Below are 16,947 nucleotides of genomic sequence, written 5' to 3'. Positions count from 1 at the left end.
GGTGTTCAGCGTCGCCGCTCAGGGGTGACGCAGACCTTCCTGACCCGCGTGGCAAGCGCCGAATGCGCCAGGAACTGTGAGCGCGGTCCGTGCCTGCGCAGCACCGGCTCGCACTGGCGGTTGTCATCGGCGGTCATATGGACCACATGCTGTGTGCCGATCCCGTCGAGCGGTTCGACGCGGCAATTCTTGTACCAGCCGAACGGCATCAGATGCACCTGCTCACCGCGTTCCTCGAGCCGCTCGGTGACCTCGGTCAGCACGTCGAGGGCCTCGGCGAGTTCGGCGAGCACATCGAATCCCGCTGGGGTGCTGTGTCTTTCGCCGGGGCGGGGCAGACACGCGAAGCCCTCGACGACAATCGGTCCGGCATCGGATTCGGTGAGAATGCGCCGGAGCAATTGCACGACGGTGCCCGCCAGTGCCCGGTCGCCGCGGTCCACCCCGATCGTCACCAGCAGGCAGTCGTGGAAGCGTCTGCGTGTCCCGATGACCGACGGTTCGATATCAATGGCGCACGGGCTCGCCGTCGTCACCGTGTATTCGACGGTGCGGCAACGATTACTGACAATGCGCATCGTCCACCTCCGGTCCGCTCATCCGGTCGCCTCGACGGCTCCGGCGGCATCGAGGTCGACCACGTCCGTCGCCGTGCGCCCGATGATTCCGAGGCAGATCTGCTCGCATCCGATCGGGGTGATTTCTGGATCGGGCTGTCCATGTTCGAAGAAGCCGGGTTCGCCGTGCAGGATGTCGGCCAGGTCGCGGGTGAGCCGCAGTTCGAAGTCCGCGGGCGTCTTCGCGGACAGGTTCTTCGGTAGGTCCGCGACCTGGCCGATCTCGTTGCAGCCAACGGTGAGTTTCCACCGCGTCGGGGTCCCGCTGGTCTTATCCGTGGTATCGAACGCCTCGACCATCGCACCCGGATGGTCGTAGCACAGGACGGCGGTCTGCCACTCGGTAGCCAATTCTCGACCGGTCACCGGCACATCGGCCGCACGCCGGGCCTGTGGACGGTGACCGCTTCCCGCGCGAGATGACCACCGATGCGGGTGATTCCGCACACCACCGCGAGTACGGGGTGCCGGGCCGGTGCCTCGGACTGCAACAGTTCTCCTCTGTTCGGCGGTCGCTCGGATGTGCTGCTACCGGCCGGTTCGCCGGTAGCGAGCCGCCGCAGTCGGACCCTATGGCAGCCGCGCCGCGGGAACATCCGTCATAGCCGGTAGGAATATCCGCATCGGACGGCGAAATATCGCGCTGAGCGGGGAGTGTGCATTCTGCACAACGTCTCGCGAGGGCATAGGATCCCCTGAGTGCAGGGTCCCCTTACCTCCGTATTCGTCGGTCGAGACGCCGAGGTCGAGCGTGTGGTCGCGCTCGGTCTGCGAGCGACTGCGGGAAAGGGGGTGGTGGTGCTGGTCGAGGGGGAGCCCGGTATCGGCAAGACCGCCTTACTCGATGCGGCTGTCGCCCGATATTCGGCCCGCGGTCTGGCCGTGCGCCGGGGAGCCGCGAAGGAGTTGCAGCGGCAGGTGCCGTTCGCGGCGGTGTGCTCCTGGCTGGATAGCGATCGTGGCTCCGATCCGGTACGCGCGCTGCTGCGCAGTGGGGATCGAGCAGGCGATGGTGCGGCGACGCACGAGTTCGCGATCAGCGAGGCGATCCTCGATCTGGTCGATACCTGGTGTGCCGCCGGTCCGGTGGCGTTGATCATCGATGATGTGCATTGGGCGGATCGGCAGAGTTTGGCGGTGCTGCATCGACTCTGTGGTGTTGTGGACGATCTGCCCTTGCTGCTGATGCTCGCGGCGCGGCCGCTGCCGAGGGACACCGGATTCGTCGCGTTGACAGCCGAGCTCGCGCAACGTCGTGCGCCGACGTTTCGGCTCGGCGCGCTGCCCGAGCCGGCGGCGACGGAACTGGTTCGGCATATGGTCGGTGCGACTCCGGGGCCGGGCCTGATGCGGCAGGTGCTGGGCGCGGGTGGAAATCCGCTCTACATCACGGAATTGGTGGCCTCCCTGCTGCGCGACGAGGCGATCACCGTAGTCGCGGATACCGCCGATCCGAACGAATCCGCCGATGATGAACATCCCTCCGCATCGCTGGCGGGGGCGATCACGCAGCGGCTGGAATTCCTGTCACGTTCGGCGCGGCAAGTCCTTCCGATGGCGGCGGCACTGGGGCCGACGGTCTACGTCGCGGAACTGGCTGCGGTGCTGGACAGTCCGATCCTGGAAATCTGGAATGTGGTGACCGAGGCGACGGACGGGGGACTGCTCACCCGTGCCGACTCCGAACTGGTCTTCCGGCACGATTTGATCCGTCAGGTGCTCGCCGATCAGCTGCCCGATTCGCTGCGTGCCGGATTGCTGCGCCGGGCCGGACAGATCCTGCTGGCCACCGACGCGCCCATCGAGCGGATCGCGTACTACCTGCTGGCGGGGGAGAACGAGCTGGATACGCAGACGCTCGACTGGTTGGTCGCGATGGCCGACAAGCTGATCGTGCGCGCGCCCGAGATCGCGGTGCAGCTGTTGCAGCGCGCCGCGGGCACGGCGGACCTCGGCATGCGTCCCGCGCTTCAGCAGCTGCATGCCCAAGCGCTGCTGTGGAACGGTCGTGCGGCCGAGGCCGAAGCTCTGGTGCGCACGGCGCTGCTGAACCGGCCGGAGGACAATACCGAACTGCGGTGGTTGCTGGTGCAGGCATGCCATGCGCGCGGCGATCTACGCGAAGTCGTCGACGTTGCCGAAAAAGCCCTGGCCACAACGAATCTCACGGATGAGGAGGCCGGCCGATTCCATGGGATGAGCGGCTTGAACAACCTCTTCCTCGGTCGAATCGAAGCCGCGGAGTCGGCGGGTGCGAAGGCGTTGGCGATCGGGAATGCCACCGAGAACCCGCTGGTGACCGGATACGGATTGTTGACCGTCGGGGCCGTGCGCTATACCCACGGATACCTCGACGAGGCGCTGGAATTGAGCAGCCGAATCCTGGCCGTCTTCGAAAACGGATTCGGCTCCGATCAGTTCGATCCGTACATCCTCCACGCACACTGCTTGATCGAGCTCGATCGGCCCGCCGACGCGGAAGCGGTGCTGCACAAGGCGATCGGGCACAGTCGCCGGATTCACGGTGTCTATCTCGGTGCGAGTGTGGTCGCCAAGGCGCGTCTGTATGTATTGGACGGACGCTGGGATGACGCGATCGTCGAATGCACTTCGGGTCGATCGGTGACCGACGCCTTCGGCTATACCCCGATTCTGCACAGTCTGTCCGCGCTGATCGGCATCCACCGCGGCAGCTTCCTGCCGGATCCGCAAGCCATCCCCGCACCGGACGATCAACTGGGCAGCAGTGGTAATGGCCAGTTCTATCCGTGGGTCAAGGCGCTGATGCTCGAGGCCCACGGTGATCCGCGCGGCGCACTCGATCTTCTGGTCGACGCACACGAGCGCCTCACGGGCGGTTTGACCTCGCCCACGCTGTACTACATCTTCCCGGATATCGCCCGTCTCGCCGCCGACGTCGGTGACGAGAAGGCGGCGCGTTCGGTGGTGGCCGCATCGGCCGAGTCGGCGCGGCGGCAACCGACGGCGGCCAGGACCGGTACCGCGCTGCTGTGCCGCGGTATCGCCGAGCGCGACCCCGAGGTCCTGCGCATGGCCGCCGCCGACTTCCGGAAGGCGGGGCGACCGTTCTATGAAGCGCAGGCATATGAGAACGCCGCCTTATTGTTCGCCGCGGACGGGCGCGGCTCCGATGCCCGCAGTGCCTTGGATTCGGCGATCGAGCTCTACACCAGCCTCGGCGCTTCATGGGACACCGCCCGCGCGGTTGCGCGCATGCGCCCGTACGGAATTCGCCGCGGTGTTCGCGGCCCCCGCAACCGTCCCAAGTCTGGACGGTCCGCCTTGACCGATACCGAACGCAAGGTAGCGGCCTTGGTGGCCGATGGCTTCTCCAACTCCGACATCGCGGCCCAGATGTTCCTGTCGCGCAGGACAATTCAGTCCCACGTATCCAACATCCTAGCGAAACTCGGCATCGCATCCCGCCGCGACATCGCCGCCGCGCTATCCGGAAAGTAACGCTGACTTCGAAGTCCTTCGCGGCGTGTGGCGGATCGACACTCACGGTGCGGATGTCGACGGGATCGGTTTTACTTTGAGCATGTCATCAATTGCCGCTACCGCTGGGCTACCCCCGAGGTTTTCTGGTCGTCTGCGTAACACCAAGCGCTTCATCGGAGATCCGATTGCGCTTCTGTCCGACGCTATGACGCGGTACGGCAACGTCTTCGAGCTCCAGCTGCTGAACGGGAACATGGTCGGGGTCACCCACCCCCACCACATCAAGTACATCTTGCAGGAGCGCATGGCGAACTTCACTCGCGAGACCCAGTTGTACGACACCATCGAACCGTTCGTGGGGCGTGGACTGGCATCGATCGCCGACCACAGCCGGTGGCGACGCAACCGGCGCCTCGCCCAACCTGCCTTCCACCACAAGAAGATCAGCGCGCTCAGCGAGATCATGGTGGCCGAGATCGACTCCATGTGCGACGAATGGGCCGAACATGCCCGCGCCGGGCGGACAATCGACCTCGGTGCGCAGATGAGCAACCTGACATTGCGGATCGTGGTGCGGTCGCTGTTCGGATTGGATCCCCACGGCCCGGAGGTCACCGGGCTGGCCCGCGAAATGCACAAGATGCTTGCCGAATTGGGGAAATTCGTGCAAATGCCGTTGGTGCCGTTGAAGTTTCCGACTCCGAGCCACCGCCGGTTCTGGCGGTCGATCAACGAGATGGACGGCATCGTCTGCCAGGTGATCGCCGATTTGCGCGGTTCCGACAACAGTGGCCTGCTGTCCATGTTCATGAACGCCACGGATGAGGACACCAACGAAAAACTTACCGACCAGGAGTTGCGCGACGAGGTCGTCACCATGCTCTTCGGCGGTCACGAGACCAGCGCCTCGGCACTGACCTGGGCGATGCTGCTGTTACAGGCGCATCCCCTGGTGCACCAGCGGCTCCGCGCCGACGTCGACAGCGCGTTGCCCGATGGGCGCGCCACCATGGCCGACCTGCCCGCGCTGTCCTACAGCAAGCAGGTGCTGGAGGAGGTTTTGCGGATGCAGCCACCAGCATGGATGGGGCAACGGCGCGCCGTCGAAGACGACGAGATCGGTGGCTACCGCATTGCCGCGGGCACGCCGGTGGTGTACAGCTACTATCACGCGCACCGAAACCCCGAGTGCTGGGAGCAACCCGACATCTTCAACCCGGACCGCTTCGCTCCCACCGCCGTCGCCGCCCGGGACCGGAACGTATACCTGCCCTTCGGCGCGGGCGGCCACCTATGTATCGGCAACGCGTTCGCGATGATGGAGATGCAATTGGCGCTGTCCACCATCGCCCGGCGGTTCGAGGTGACCATCGAGAACCCGGACTTCACCCCGATGTCCGGCCTCACCCTCAACCCCAAGTTCCCGATCATCGCGAAGGTAGCCGAACGGCGATAGCTGGAGGTTGGGCAGTCCGGGTCGGTGCCCGCCATGCCGCCCCCTTCGCTATCAGGTCCGGCTGCACGCCGAGCGTAGTCGGAACGTGGCTCGCCACGCCGTCCGACAGCGCAATTCGACTGCGCTCGACGGGAGGGTGCCAGATCCGAGACTCGGTTACCGCAGAGGCTGATTGGACGAGGTGCTAGATACGTTTGATGGTCGCGAACCATGCTGGTGCGCCGTTGTCGTGGTATCTCGTATCGAGCCGATCCGGTTCGATCGCCACGACCTGCCATCCATTGCCCGGATCGAACGCCCCCGTCAGCTCCTCCCGGCTGACGGGGTGCGGGCCGGCATCAGGCCCATTGTCACTGAAGCACAACACATACAGGGTGCCGCCGTGCTCGGTCGCCGACGCCAGACTCGCCACATATCCCGGCCGTTCGTTCGCGTCGAAGGTGTGGAACAGTCCGCAGTCCAGCACCGTCTCGAACCTGCGCCCCAAACGGTCCAACCGCAACGCGTCGGCCGCGACGAACTCCACATCGATGCCGCGCTCGGCGGCCTTCGCTCGCGCGATCGCCAGCGCCGTCTCCGCCACATCAACGCCGAGCACCGAAAATCCCAGCGTCGCAACGTACAGCGCATTGTCCCCGCTCCCGCACCCCGCATCGAGCACCGCTCCCGCGAACCCGCCCGCAGCTGCCACCCGCACTATTGCCTGCTGTGGCTTGCCCACATCCCAAGGCGCAGGCCCGTCCTGATACGACGCATCCCACGGCAGCCCGGTCATCCGCTCATGACTGGTCGGCCGCCGCGCGCCGCGCGAATCACCTGACACCTCCGCCACCTCCCTACGCCAGATCGCCCACCCCCACATCGTGGCACGCACAACCCCACTGCACGCGACATTCCGCCACAAGACAGCTGGTCAGACGATCACCATGCGTCCGTGGCGGCATTGCCCGGAGCTATCCGCCACCGATACATGGTGATCGCCTGTGCAGTTGCGGTCCGTCGGCTGGATTCGATTTACCGGTCAACCGTTGCCGTGACGGCCATCGACCTGCGCGGCGCTCGGTTCCAGACGAACTCGATCGACGGTGACGAGTTCAAGGGAAGCCGAGCCCGATAGGGCTGGCCTCGCCCGAGGCCGGCTGATCGCCTCGAGCGGTGCGCCTCAGCCCCGGTTTCCGCCGGAGGGCTGTGCGCCGAGGACTACCTCCGACACTCGCAGCCCGATCTTGCCGAGCAGCCGGTTTCGCGTCAGAGGTTCCGGTCGAAGTGGGCGACGGCGCGGTCGATGGCGGGCAGTACGTAGGTGTCGTCGTCGTAGAGATCGATGTGGTTGCTGGTATCCAGCACCAGAAGTTCCTTGGGCTCGGGTGCTCGCGCGTAGGCGGCTTCGGCATCGCCGACCGGGATCGCCTGGTCGCCGCGGCCGTGCACGATCAACAGGGGAGCGGTGAGCAGCGGCAAGTAGGCGTCCACGTCCAGGGTCAGTTCCTGCAGCACCGACAGTGCGGTGCAACGGTTTTCCCAGCCGGGGCGCGCACCACGGTCGGTGCCGTAGTACTCGAATGGTTCGGGTCCGGGATTGCCTGCGGGCATCCCTTCCGGATTGACCGCAGGCCAGTACTCGACTGCACCAGAGTCGTACTGGCGCTGTGTGATCTGCGCGAACTGATCCATCAGCGCGGCGAAATTGTCCGCCCCGAAGCGACTTCGGATCAGCGTCGGATTGTTGTACGCGGCGGCAATCAGCGCGACGGCCTTGATCCTCGGATCGAACGCCGCAAGTTGTGTCGCGTAGATCCCGCCGAGGCACACCCCGCACACGGCGATCTTGTCGGCGTCGACCTCTGGCCGGGCGGCCAGGAAGCTCACCGCGTGCCGCAGATCGGCCACCTTGGCCGTGGCATCCTCGTGTTGGCGCGGCAGTCCTTCGCTATCGCCCCAGTTGCGGTGGTCGAAGGACAATGCGACATAGCCGCGCTGAGCGAACCGTTCCGCGTAGTAGCCTGTAACCTGTTCTCGCACACCGGAAAACGGTCCGGTCAGCACCACCGCGCCACGCTCGGTGCCGGGTTCGGGCAGGTGCAGATCGCCCACCAGACGATGTCCGTCACTAGTGAACTCGATCTTTTCGATCCGCGTCATGGTCTCCCTCTCTTATGGCCGGACAAAGACATTAGACGCGCTCGGCTCGGTCGGTCTTGTACGTTCTTGCGCGGCAGCCGACGTCCAGTTCCGCCGCGCGGTGCCGAGGAAGCTCGACCGGTAGTTCGCCGGTGTGATGCCGTAGGCGGCAGTGAACACGCGCGTCAGGTGCGGCTGATCGTGAAAGCCTGTCGCATAGGCGATTTCGGTGATGTCCGCACCCCGGCGAAGCATCCACCGGACGTAATCCAGGCGTAGACGCACATGCAGCTTGTGCGGCGGCAGACCGAAATGCGCTGTGCAGGCCCGGACGAGCTGATACTTGCTGGTGCCCGTCACGCCGGTGAGCTCGTCGAGCATCACGTTGCGAGAGACATTCTCGCGCAGGTAATCCCGAACGATCTCCGCGATCCGGCCGACTCTTCCCGCCTCAGGAGGCTCTGGGCGGTCCGCGCGCAGCGCCAACGCGGAGACGAATTCGAGCAGGCCGCCCTCTCTGCTCAGCGCGGAACCGGGACCGCCACCGGGCTGATACAGGACGGTGTGCAGAGCCCGAAAATGGTTCGCTAAGTGGCGATCACCGATGACGACATCCTCGAACCGCATCGCCGCCGACGGCGTGACCTCGGCGATCAAGGACGGCGACAGGCACATCATGCGCCAGTTCCCCGAGTCGAGATCATCGGGTGCCCCGGAATGCGTGTCATCCGCGTGCAGCGCGATCAGCTCGCCCGACGCCGCACGATGGACAGTGCCACGCCTGCGGACGATGAACCCGGACCCGGTCACCTGAACCAGCTTGACTTCCTCGTGCACGTTGTTCCGATACGACCGCGCGGGCCCGGCCACCACCATCACATCGGATACGTCATCCGGCACGAACGGCGTGCCCGCGGTTCGCTCTAGTCCCATTCGGCCACCTTGCTGGTTATTTCAGTTCCTCCTGAAATATCTAGCACCGACGCCGTCGAAATCGCCACGGCACTCACGGAATACGATTCGGCAATGCCGCCCACGCCGCCGGCGGGTGCAGCGCATGGCCCGACAGGATCCGCGGATCAGCCGACCACGGCTCGGCTCGGCTATGAAATGCCAGGCCTGCTCACCCGCCTCGCTGGTGGCGGAGTCGCCGCACGCAAAGCTGCCCGCCTCTGGGACTGGACGTCACCTCCGGCATTGAGAAAACGCGTTAGGGTGCGCTTCTGATCGATGGTGTGCAAGGTGCAGGAGCGGGTGGATGCTATACGGCCGGATGGCGGAGCAGCGCAGGATCGATGAGCTGCTCGCCGACGCCGTAGCGGGGCAGCCGGGTGCCCTGGTCGTGCGGGGTGAGGCGGGCATCGGTAAGTCCGCGCTGCTGGAATACACCAAGTCGGCGGATGCTCGACTGCTCCGGGTGACCGGGATCGAGTCCGAAACGGAATTGCCCTATGCCGCACTGCATGTGCTGTTGAGTCCGGTATTGGAAACGGTTACGCAGTTGCCGCGACAGCAATCGGATGCGCTGCTGGCGGCATTGGGATTCGGTTCGGCGACACCGGCGGACCGATTCCTGATCGGCCTGGCCACTCTGAGCCTGCTCACCGAACTTTCGATGGACGGACCGCTGCTCTGTCTGATCGATGACGCGCACTGGCTCGATCAGGAATCGGCCGACGCGCTGCTGTTCGCGGTGCGCCGACTGCACAGCGAGCCGGTGACGCTGATCTTCGCCGCCCGCGGCGGGGAACGCCCTTTCCTCGCACCCGGTGTGCCCGAGCTGAATTTGACGGGGCTGGATCCCGCGGCAGCGGATCAGCTCGTCGATGCCACCCTCGCACCATCCGCGCGCAATCACGTTATCGCCGAGTCCGGTGGCAATCCGCTTGCCCTGATGGAGATTCCACGCACACTGACGCCTGCACAGCGTGCTGGAGACAGCACCCCGATCGCGTATTCACTGGGCGGGTCCGAGCCACCGTCGAGCCGGGTGCTGACCGGGTTCCGCGAACGGATCCGAGCATTACCGGATGCTTCCCGACACTGCCTGCTGGTTGCCGCGTTGGATGACAGCGGACTCATTGAGCCGGTGACCCGCGCGCTGCCGGCGCTCGGCGCGGCACTGACGGATTTCGCGCCCGCCGAACAGGTCGGGCTGGTTCGGGTTACCGCATCGGGAATCGAATTCCGCCACCCACTCATCCGCACCGCTGCACGGCTGGCGTGCGATGTCGCCGAGCGGGTCGCGGCGCATCGCGCGTTGGCCGGTGCCGTGGACGACGATCGCAGGGCGTGGCATCTGGCCGCGGTGACCGCATTGCCGGACGAGGCGGTGGCCGCGCAATTGGAGCAGGCCGCAGTGCGGGCGCGGCGGCGCGGTGGGCAGATCGCGGTGAGTACCGGCTATGCCCGTGCCGCCGAATTATCGCCCGCCCCTGGGGACAAGGCGCGGCGCTGGACAATCGCGGCCACCGCTGCTTATGAGGCCGGGTTGCCACAGCGGGCAACCGAATTGGCTCAGCGGGCAACGGATTTGGCAGAGCGGACGCCCGACCTGGCCGTGGGTGCGCGCAGGTTGACCGCGCGGGCACCCGAGTTGGCACAGCGTGTGCCTGGGGTGGCCGAGGGTGTGCCTGGGGCCGAGGGTGTGCCTGGGGTGGCCGAGCGTGCGGACCCCGGTTCGATCGAGCGCGCAACCGAATCGGAGCAGCGCGGGGGCTTTGAAGCGCCGCCCGTAGAGCCATCGATCGTCGCGGAACTCGCCAGGGTGCGCGCGGGTCTGGCCTTCGAGGCGGGCCATCCGCTCGAGGCCACGCGCCTGCTGCACGACGGTGTGCTCGCACTCGCCGCCGTACAGGATCACCAGGCATGGGCGATGCTGGGCTGGGCCGCCATCTACGCCTGGTCCAGCCGCCCACATCCGGATCAACTGGTATTGGCCCGGCGCACCGAAGAACTCGCAGCCCGGGTGTGCGGGCCGCGGCACGCGATCCACGCACTCGCCCGCGATATCCGCCTGCTGCTGGAGGGCGATCGGCTGGCGGTCAATATCGCCCCGCACGACCTCGGTGATGTCGCAGATCTGCCGATCGACCTCCATGTCGTAGCCGCCTATCTGGGCTTCGCGCGCGGCGATGTGGATGGCATGTACCGGGACGCGACGCGGCTGGTCGACGCCTGCCACAGCGCAGGGCGGATCGGACGGATGCCACAGGCCATGATGATGCTCGCGATCGCCGAACTCGCGACCGGCCGACATCGGGCAGCGCGGGCCACCGCGGCCGAGGGACGGCGGCTCGCCGAGGACATCGGTCAGCACTATTGGAAGTACTACCTGGCCGGGATCGCCGCCTGGTTGGCGGGAGCGGCGGGTGCCGAGCAGGAATGCGCGACCCTCGCGGCGGAAGCGATCGAGGAGGGCGGGATGTGGATGACCGGCTTGGCCTGGGCCACCTACGCCCTGGCCGCACTCGATTCCGGTTACGGCCGGTACGCGCAGGTGCTGGACCGGCTCGACAAGGCGGCAGCAGGTCCGGGCAGGCACGCATTCGTCTGGCGCTACGCCTATCCGGACTATGTCGAGGCCGCCGTCCGCACCGGCGATCCCCAGCGCGCGCAGCAGGCGCTGACCCGTTTCACCAACTGGGCCAAGGCAATCGACCAACCATGGGCGCTCGCAGTCCTGCATCGCTGCCACGCCCTGCTGACCGACGGCGACGCCGCGGATCTCTACGAGCGCGCACTGCGATTGCATGCGCGCGGCGATCAGCCCTTCGAGCAGGCCAGGACCGAGCTGATGTACGGCGAATGGCTGCGCCGCCACAACCGACGTGTCGAGGCACGGACACAGTTGCAGGCGGCGATGGCGACTTTCGATCTGCTCGGTGCTGTCCCGTGGTCCGAGCGTGCGGCGGCGGAATTGCGGGCGACCGGGATATCGATATCGGACCAGAGCCGCGAAGCCGATCCGCTGGCTTCGCTTACCCCACAGGAACTTCAGGTGGTTCGACTGGCCGCGACCGGCGCAACCAACAGGGAGATAGGTACCCAGTTGTTCCTCAGCGCCCGAACCGTCGGCTATCACCTGTACAAGGCTTTCCCCAAGTTGGGTGTGGCCTCGCGTGCCGAACTCGCCAAGTACGCCATGACTTAGCCGTCGGCACGAAGCATGCGGGCTACTACAGTCATTCGACTGACGCGACCGTAGTGTGTCCGTCCGTAGCGTCACCCGCATGAACATTCCCACCCAGACAGCTGTGCTCGTCGTCGGTGCCGGACCGGTCGGCATGGCGCTGACCGCATCCCTCGCGGACAAGGGCGTCCCCGTCGTACTCATCGACAAACAGGCCGCGGGCGAGAACACCTCCCGTGCCGCAGTTGTGCACGCCCGCACGCTCGAGGTGCTCACCGAGTTGGACGTCACCGAGAAAATGATCGCGCGCGGAATCATCGTGCCGCAGGCCACCGTTCGGGAACGCGACCGCGTGCTGCTGCATGTCGGCTTCGACGATCTGCCCACCGACTATCCCTATACGCTGCTGATTCCGCAGGACAGCACCGAGCAGATCCTGTTGGAGCGACTGGAGGCCACCGGCACCCGGGTCACGCGGCCGTGTGAGCTGACGTCGTTGGCCCAGGATCCGGACGGTGTCACCGCGACCACGGCCGCAGGCGAGGCCATCCGGGCGCGCTATGTGGTCGGTGCCGACGGGATGCACAGTCTCGTCCGTGAGCAGGCCGGTATCGCCTTCGAAGGTGACACCTACGCACAGTCCTTCGTCCTCGCCGATGCGGTGCTGGGCGGTGATGTGCCGGATGCGGAGATCCGGCTGTACTTCTCTCCGGAAGGCGTCACGGTCATCGCACCGCTGCCGGGCGGACGGCACCGCATCGTGGCCACCGTGGACGATGCCCCACCGCAGCCCGACCACTTCCACGTGCAACATCTGCTGAGTACCCGTGGCCCGCAACGGAATCCGGCCACCGTCGACAAGATCGTGTGGAGCTCCCGCTTCCGTGTGCACCACCGCTTGGCCGAGCACTACCGCGCCGGGCGGATCTTCCTCGCCGGGGACGCCGCACATGTGCACAGTCCGGCCGGGGGACAGGGCATGAATACCGGCCTGCAGGACGGGCTGAACTTGGCCGCCAAGCTCGCCGCGGTCATCCGCGACGGTGCCGATGACAGTGTCCTGGATGCCTATGAGACCGAACGGCGGCCGGTCGCCGAGAACGTGGTCGCCTTCACCGACAAGATGACTCGCGTCGCGACCGTCGGCAGCGCACCCCTGCGCGGTTTGCGCAATACAGTGCTGCGCGCCCTGGACTGGGTTCCCGCGGTACATCAGAAGATGGCCATGAACCTCTCCGAACTGGGCATAGATCCGCAGCGCGTGGGCTGAGGGTGGCCAAACTTAAGCCGATGTAAATGTGCGATTCGCCGGTTGGCGGGGGTGTGGTGGCTGCGTCAACAATTCCGTTGTCGGAGAAGTGGACCGCAAGGTTTGTACTCGACACCTGATTCTGGCGCTTCAGCATCGATCGGAGTAAGCCCGTGCGGCCTCACGTCGGTATCGATATCCAACTCACCGAGGACGATCTCGCGGCCGCACTGCGCGCCGATGTCCTGCGGGGACTGACCGGGAGCCGGAAGTGGCTGCCGTCCAAATGGTTCTACGACGCGCAGGGCAGCAAGCTGTTCGAAGCGATTACCGAGCTGCCCGAGTATTACCCGACCCGCACCGAGCGGACCCTGCTCCGCCGGTCTGCCGATGCGATCGCGTCGGCGGCGGCCGAGGCGGGGGAGCTGATCGAACTCGGCTCGGGTTCTTCGGAGAAGACACGTCTGTTGTTGACCGCATTGCGCGCGCACGGATCGTTGAAATCCTATCTGCCACAGGATGTTTCGGAATCCGCGTTGCGCGCCGCCGTGACCTGGATCCATGAGGAGTTTCCCGAACTCGCCGTGCACGGCGTGGTCAGCGACTTCACCAGCATGCTGCATACGCTGCCGCGCGATGACCGGCGGCTCATCGCCCTGCTCGGGGGCACACTCGGCAATTTGACACCCGAGGAGCGCGCGGATTTCTACCGGTGCGTTCACGGGGTCACCGAGCCGGGCGAACAGCTGCTGCTCGGAGTCGGACTGGTGGTCGATCCCGCCGTCATGGTTCCCGCATACGACGATGCCGCGGGTGTGACGGCCGAGTTCAACCGGAACATCCTGCACGTGGTCAACCAGCGGCTCGGCGCCGATTTCGAGCCGGACCGGTTCGCGCACATAGCGGTATGGGATTCGGAAAACGAGTGGATCGAGATGCGACTCGAGGCCACGGCCGATATGTCGGTCACGGTCGCCGAGTTGGGTCTCGTCGTCGACTTCACGGCGGGGGAGCAGTTACGCACCGAAATCTCGGCGAAGTTCCGGCTGACCGAGTTTCATCGGGAGCTCGAAGTCTCCGGCTTCCAGGTGCAGCATTCGTGGACCGATTCCGATGATCGGTTCGCGCTGGTTCTCGCCCGCCGAGGATGAGCGATCTCGTTGCACCGAACCGGGCCGCGCCCGCACCACCGCGCCTGCGTTCGGTCACCGGACGCTGGGTTGTCGCGGCGGCGATACTCGGTTCGGCGGTGGTGGTGCTCGACGCGTCGGTCGTCAATATCGCGGTGCCGCGGATCGGTTCGAGTCTCGGCGACGATGTCGCCGATCTGCAGTGGGTTGTCGGTGGTTACACCTTGGCCTTGGCATCGCTGATCCTGGTTGGCGGGGCGCTGGGGGATCGGCTGGGGCGACGCACGGTATTCATCTGGGGCAGTGTCGGTTTCGCGCTGGCATCCCTGTTGTGCAGTGTCGCGTCCTCGATGGAAATGCTCGTTGCGGGGAGGGTGGTGCAAGGGATCGCGGGTGCGCTGATCACGCCGGGCAGCCTGGCATTGATCTCGGCGACGATCGATCGTCGGGACCATGGTGTCGCAATTGGCGTGTGGGCCGGGCTGATCGGCGTTATCGAGGCGGTCGGACCCATTGTCGGTGGCTGGTTGACCGAGCTGGCCGGGTGGCGCTCGGTATTTCTTATCAACGTGCCGTTCGCGGTGGCAGTCGCCGTCGTATCGGTGCGCTACCTTCCGGAATCGCGGGATGCGGATGCGCGGCCGCTCGATCTGCCGGGCGTGGCGACCGCCGTAGCCGGGCTGGGTGCGCTGACCTATGGGTTCATCGGTGGGCGAGGGTGGATATCGCTGCTCGGCGTGGCACTGCTCGGGCTATTCGCGTGGATCCAGATGCGCGGTGATCATCCGCTGCTGCCGCCCGCGCTGTTCACCTCGCGTGTGTTCACCGCGGCCAATCTGGTGACCGCTGCCGTATATGCGGGTCTCGGCGGTGTCTACTTCCTGTTGCCACTGGAATTGCAGGTGGTCGTGGGGTACTCGCCGCTGGAGGCGGGATTGGCGACGGTGCCGATTACCGGGATCATGCTGGTCTCGTCCGCGTCGGCAGGTCGGTGGGCGCAGCGGCACGGCGCACGGATCCCGATGATTCTCGGGCCGGCGCTCGCGGCGTGCGGTGCGGTTCTGCTGACCGGGATCGGCTCGCGCGCAACCTATCTCAGTGGGGTGTTCCCAGGGACCGTCATGCTCGGTGTCGGATTGGCGGTGTTCGTGGCTCCGCTCACGGGTGCGGTGTTCGCCGCGGTTTCCGCGACCGATTCCGGGATCGCCTCCGGGGTGAACAATGCCGTCGCCCGCACGGCACAGTTGCTCGCCGTCGCCGCGCTGCCGGGGCTTGCCGGGATTTCCGGTGCGCGGCTCACCGACGGCACGGAGTTCGGCAGTGGATTCCGCATTGCCCTATTGATCTGCGGTGCACTGCTTCTCGCCGGCGGTGTGATTGCTGCGATGCTGATGCCGCGGGGCGTAAGCACCTATGTGGTGACCAGTGAGGTAGGTCTGCTGACGTGATCGTCGCGATCACTGCTGCGGTGACCAGTGCTGCGTCCAGATAGCTTCCGAGGTATCGAGATCCGTCGAGCGCAGTCATATGGCGGCCGCGGGCGTGTCGTGCCGTGTTTCGACTGCGCTCGGCGAGCGAGCCGGATCTGACAGCGCGGCAACTTATCTGGACGGGGTACTAGTCAGGTGAGCCAGGTGCCGGGATGTTCGGTTTCCACCGGTGCGCTACTCACCGGCGACCCTGAGCCGCGGCGGCCTGACTCCCGTTGTGTTGACCGGCAGGCGAGCCTGATGCCGCTGCGGTCGGAATCGCCGATCCGCGAACCGATCAGGCGGGTCCGGACTCGGGATGGTCGCCACCGCTGCAGTCACCGGTCAGGCGGTGCGACTCGCCAGCGCGCTCATCGCCATCGACTCTTCGACCTCGACCGAATCCGCCACGGCGGCACCCGAATTCCACCGGTAGCCGTAGCTGTGGATGGTCGTGATCAGTCCAGGGCGGTTCAACTTGGTGCGTAGCGCATTGACGTGCACGTACAGCGCATGCGACACCGCGACGAAAGCATCGCCCCAGATGCGGTCGAGTAACTGCTCACGGCTGACCGCCGTACCCGGATGCTCGACCAGCGCCCGTAACACCGCAAATTCGACCCGGGTCAGCGGTACTCGTCGACCGGCGACCTCGACCGTCCCGGCCTCCAGATCCACCCGGACATCGCCCGCGAGGACCATGGTTGTCGGCGTGGGTACGGCGGGCACCGGAAGCCGTCGCGTGATCGCGTACAGCCGAGCCGCCAACTCGGCCACCCGCGTCGGCTTCACCAGATAGTCGTCGGCGCCACTGCGCAAGGCCCGCACCACCGAGCGCTCATCGGTATCCGCGGTGAGCACGACCACCGGCACCGAGCTGACTTCGCGCAGCTTGCGCAGCGCCGTCAGCCCGGACATATCCGGCAGCTCGAGGTCGAGGATGACCGCGTGATAGCGATGATGGCTGACCAGCAGATCCGAGCCCCGACGTTTGCGATCGGCATGGTGCCCACGCACGCGCAACTTGTGCACCAGTGCGTCGCCCGCATCGTCGTTGTCGTCGACCACGATCACCCGCATACTCGATCCCTCTGCGTTCGAATGCTCTGCGCCCGGCCGATTTCGTATGCTTCGGGCAGTCGCATTTCGGACACTAGGCCAGCCGGCGAGCTGGATCATCCGCCATTTCGGGCGGGAATATCCGCATTCGTGGGCGGTGGTATCGCCCGGCGGCACATCGTCGGGCCAGGCTCGGCACAGTTGCGGCCGGTCATCGAGTTCGAGCCAATGGGGTGCCAGGGCCGATACGAC

General features: G+C 66.0%; 12 protein-coding genes. 6 read left to right on the top strand and 6 right to left on the bottom strand.

The genetic code is table 11. The features are described 5' to 3' along the window. Positions 1-5: 5 nt before the first annotated feature. Positions 6-578: a threonyl-tRNA synthetase editing domain-containing protein gene (locus tag ACIBW7_RS21740; protein WP_397048936.1), complete on the bottom strand. Its 573-nt coding sequence runs from the start codon at positions 576-578 to the stop codon at positions 6-8. An 18-nt stretch (positions 579-596) separates the two neighbouring features. Beyond that, on the bottom strand, positions 597-983 hold the full coding sequence (locus ACIBW7_RS21735; RefSeq protein ID WP_397048934.1) for a hypothetical protein: 387 nt from the start codon (positions 981-983) through the stop codon (positions 597-599). Between the two features lie 333 nt (positions 984-1,316). On the opposite strand from ACIBW7_RS21735, the gene ACIBW7_RS21730 reads away from it, so the two are divergent. Beyond that, positions 1,317-4,097: an AAA family ATPase gene (locus tag ACIBW7_RS21730; protein ID WP_397048931.1), complete on the top strand. Its 2,781-nt coding sequence runs from the start codon at positions 1,317-1,319 to the stop codon at positions 4,095-4,097. 187 nt (positions 4,098-4,284) lie between these two features. Further along, positions 4,285-5,535 carry a cytochrome P450 gene (locus tag ACIBW7_RS21725; RefSeq protein ID WP_397048929.1) on the top strand — a complete coding sequence of 417 codons (1,251 nt, stop codon included), beginning with the start codon at positions 4,285-4,287 and terminating at the stop codon, positions 5,533-5,535. 184 nt (positions 5,536-5,719) lie between these two features. On the opposite strand, the gene ACIBW7_RS21720 is transcribed toward ACIBW7_RS21725, so the two are convergent. From ACIBW7_RS21720 to ACIBW7_RS21710, 3 genes are all read right to left on the bottom strand, one after another. Then, positions 5,720-6,310 (bottom strand): class I SAM-dependent methyltransferase, encoded by a 591-nt coding sequence (locus tag ACIBW7_RS21720; RefSeq protein ID WP_397049081.1) that lies wholly within the window; start codon positions 6,308-6,310, stop codon positions 5,720-5,722. Positions 6,311-6,783: 473 nt separating this feature from the next. Further along, complete coding sequence (locus ACIBW7_RS21715; RefSeq protein ID WP_397048927.1) at positions 6,784-7,677, bottom strand: alpha/beta hydrolase; 894 nt, start codon at positions 7,675-7,677, stop codon at positions 6,784-6,786. Between the two features lie 12 nt (positions 7,678-7,689). Continuing rightward, positions 7,690-8,589, bottom strand: coding sequence for a helix-turn-helix domain-containing protein (locus ACIBW7_RS21710; protein WP_397048925.1), 900 nt, complete (start codon positions 8,587-8,589; stop codon positions 7,690-7,692). Between the two features lie 325 nt (positions 8,590-8,914). Here ACIBW7_RS21710 and ACIBW7_RS21705 point away from each other — a divergent pair, with 325 nt between their 5' ends. The 4 genes from ACIBW7_RS21705 to ACIBW7_RS21690 all read left to right on the top strand — a co-directional run bounded on the left by ACIBW7_RS21705 (position 8,915) and on the right by ACIBW7_RS21690 (position 15,615). Continuing rightward, complete coding sequence (locus ACIBW7_RS21705) at positions 8,915-11,809, top strand: AAA family ATPase (RefSeq protein WP_397048922.1); 2,895 nt, start codon at positions 8,915-8,917, stop codon at positions 11,807-11,809. Positions 11,810-11,888: 79 nt separating this feature from the next. Beyond that, complete coding sequence (locus ACIBW7_RS21700; protein ID WP_397048920.1) at positions 11,889-13,058, top strand: FAD-dependent monooxygenase; 1,170 nt, start codon at positions 11,889-11,891, stop codon at positions 13,056-13,058. 152 nt (positions 13,059-13,210) lie between these two features. Continuing rightward, entirely contained in the window at positions 13,211-14,188 is a 978-nt protein-coding gene (gene egtD / locus ACIBW7_RS21695; protein WP_397048918.1) for an L-histidine N(alpha)-methyltransferase, read from the top strand. Further along, on the top strand, positions 14,185-15,615 hold the full coding sequence (locus tag ACIBW7_RS21690; RefSeq protein ID WP_397048916.1) for an MFS transporter: 1,431 nt from the start codon (positions 14,185-14,187) through the stop codon (positions 15,613-15,615). The genes egtD and ACIBW7_RS21690 overlap by 4 nt, the downstream gene beginning before the upstream one ends. Positions 15,616-15,981: 366 nt before the next feature. Here the strand turns inward: ACIBW7_RS21690 and ACIBW7_RS21685 are convergent, their stop codons facing one another. Next, positions 15,982-16,716, bottom strand: coding sequence for a response regulator transcription factor (locus ACIBW7_RS21685; RefSeq protein WP_397048914.1), 735 nt, complete (start codon positions 16,714-16,716; stop codon positions 15,982-15,984). Between the last annotated feature and the right edge of the window lie 231 nt (positions 16,717-16,947).

The sequence above is a fragment of the Nocardia sp. NPDC049526 genome (assembly GCF_044465765.1).
GTDB lineage: Bacteria > Actinomycetota > Actinomycetes > Mycobacteriales > Mycobacteriaceae > Nocardia.
Note: the sequence above shows the minus strand (reverse complement) of the source record. Positions and strands in the feature narration are given on the sequence as shown.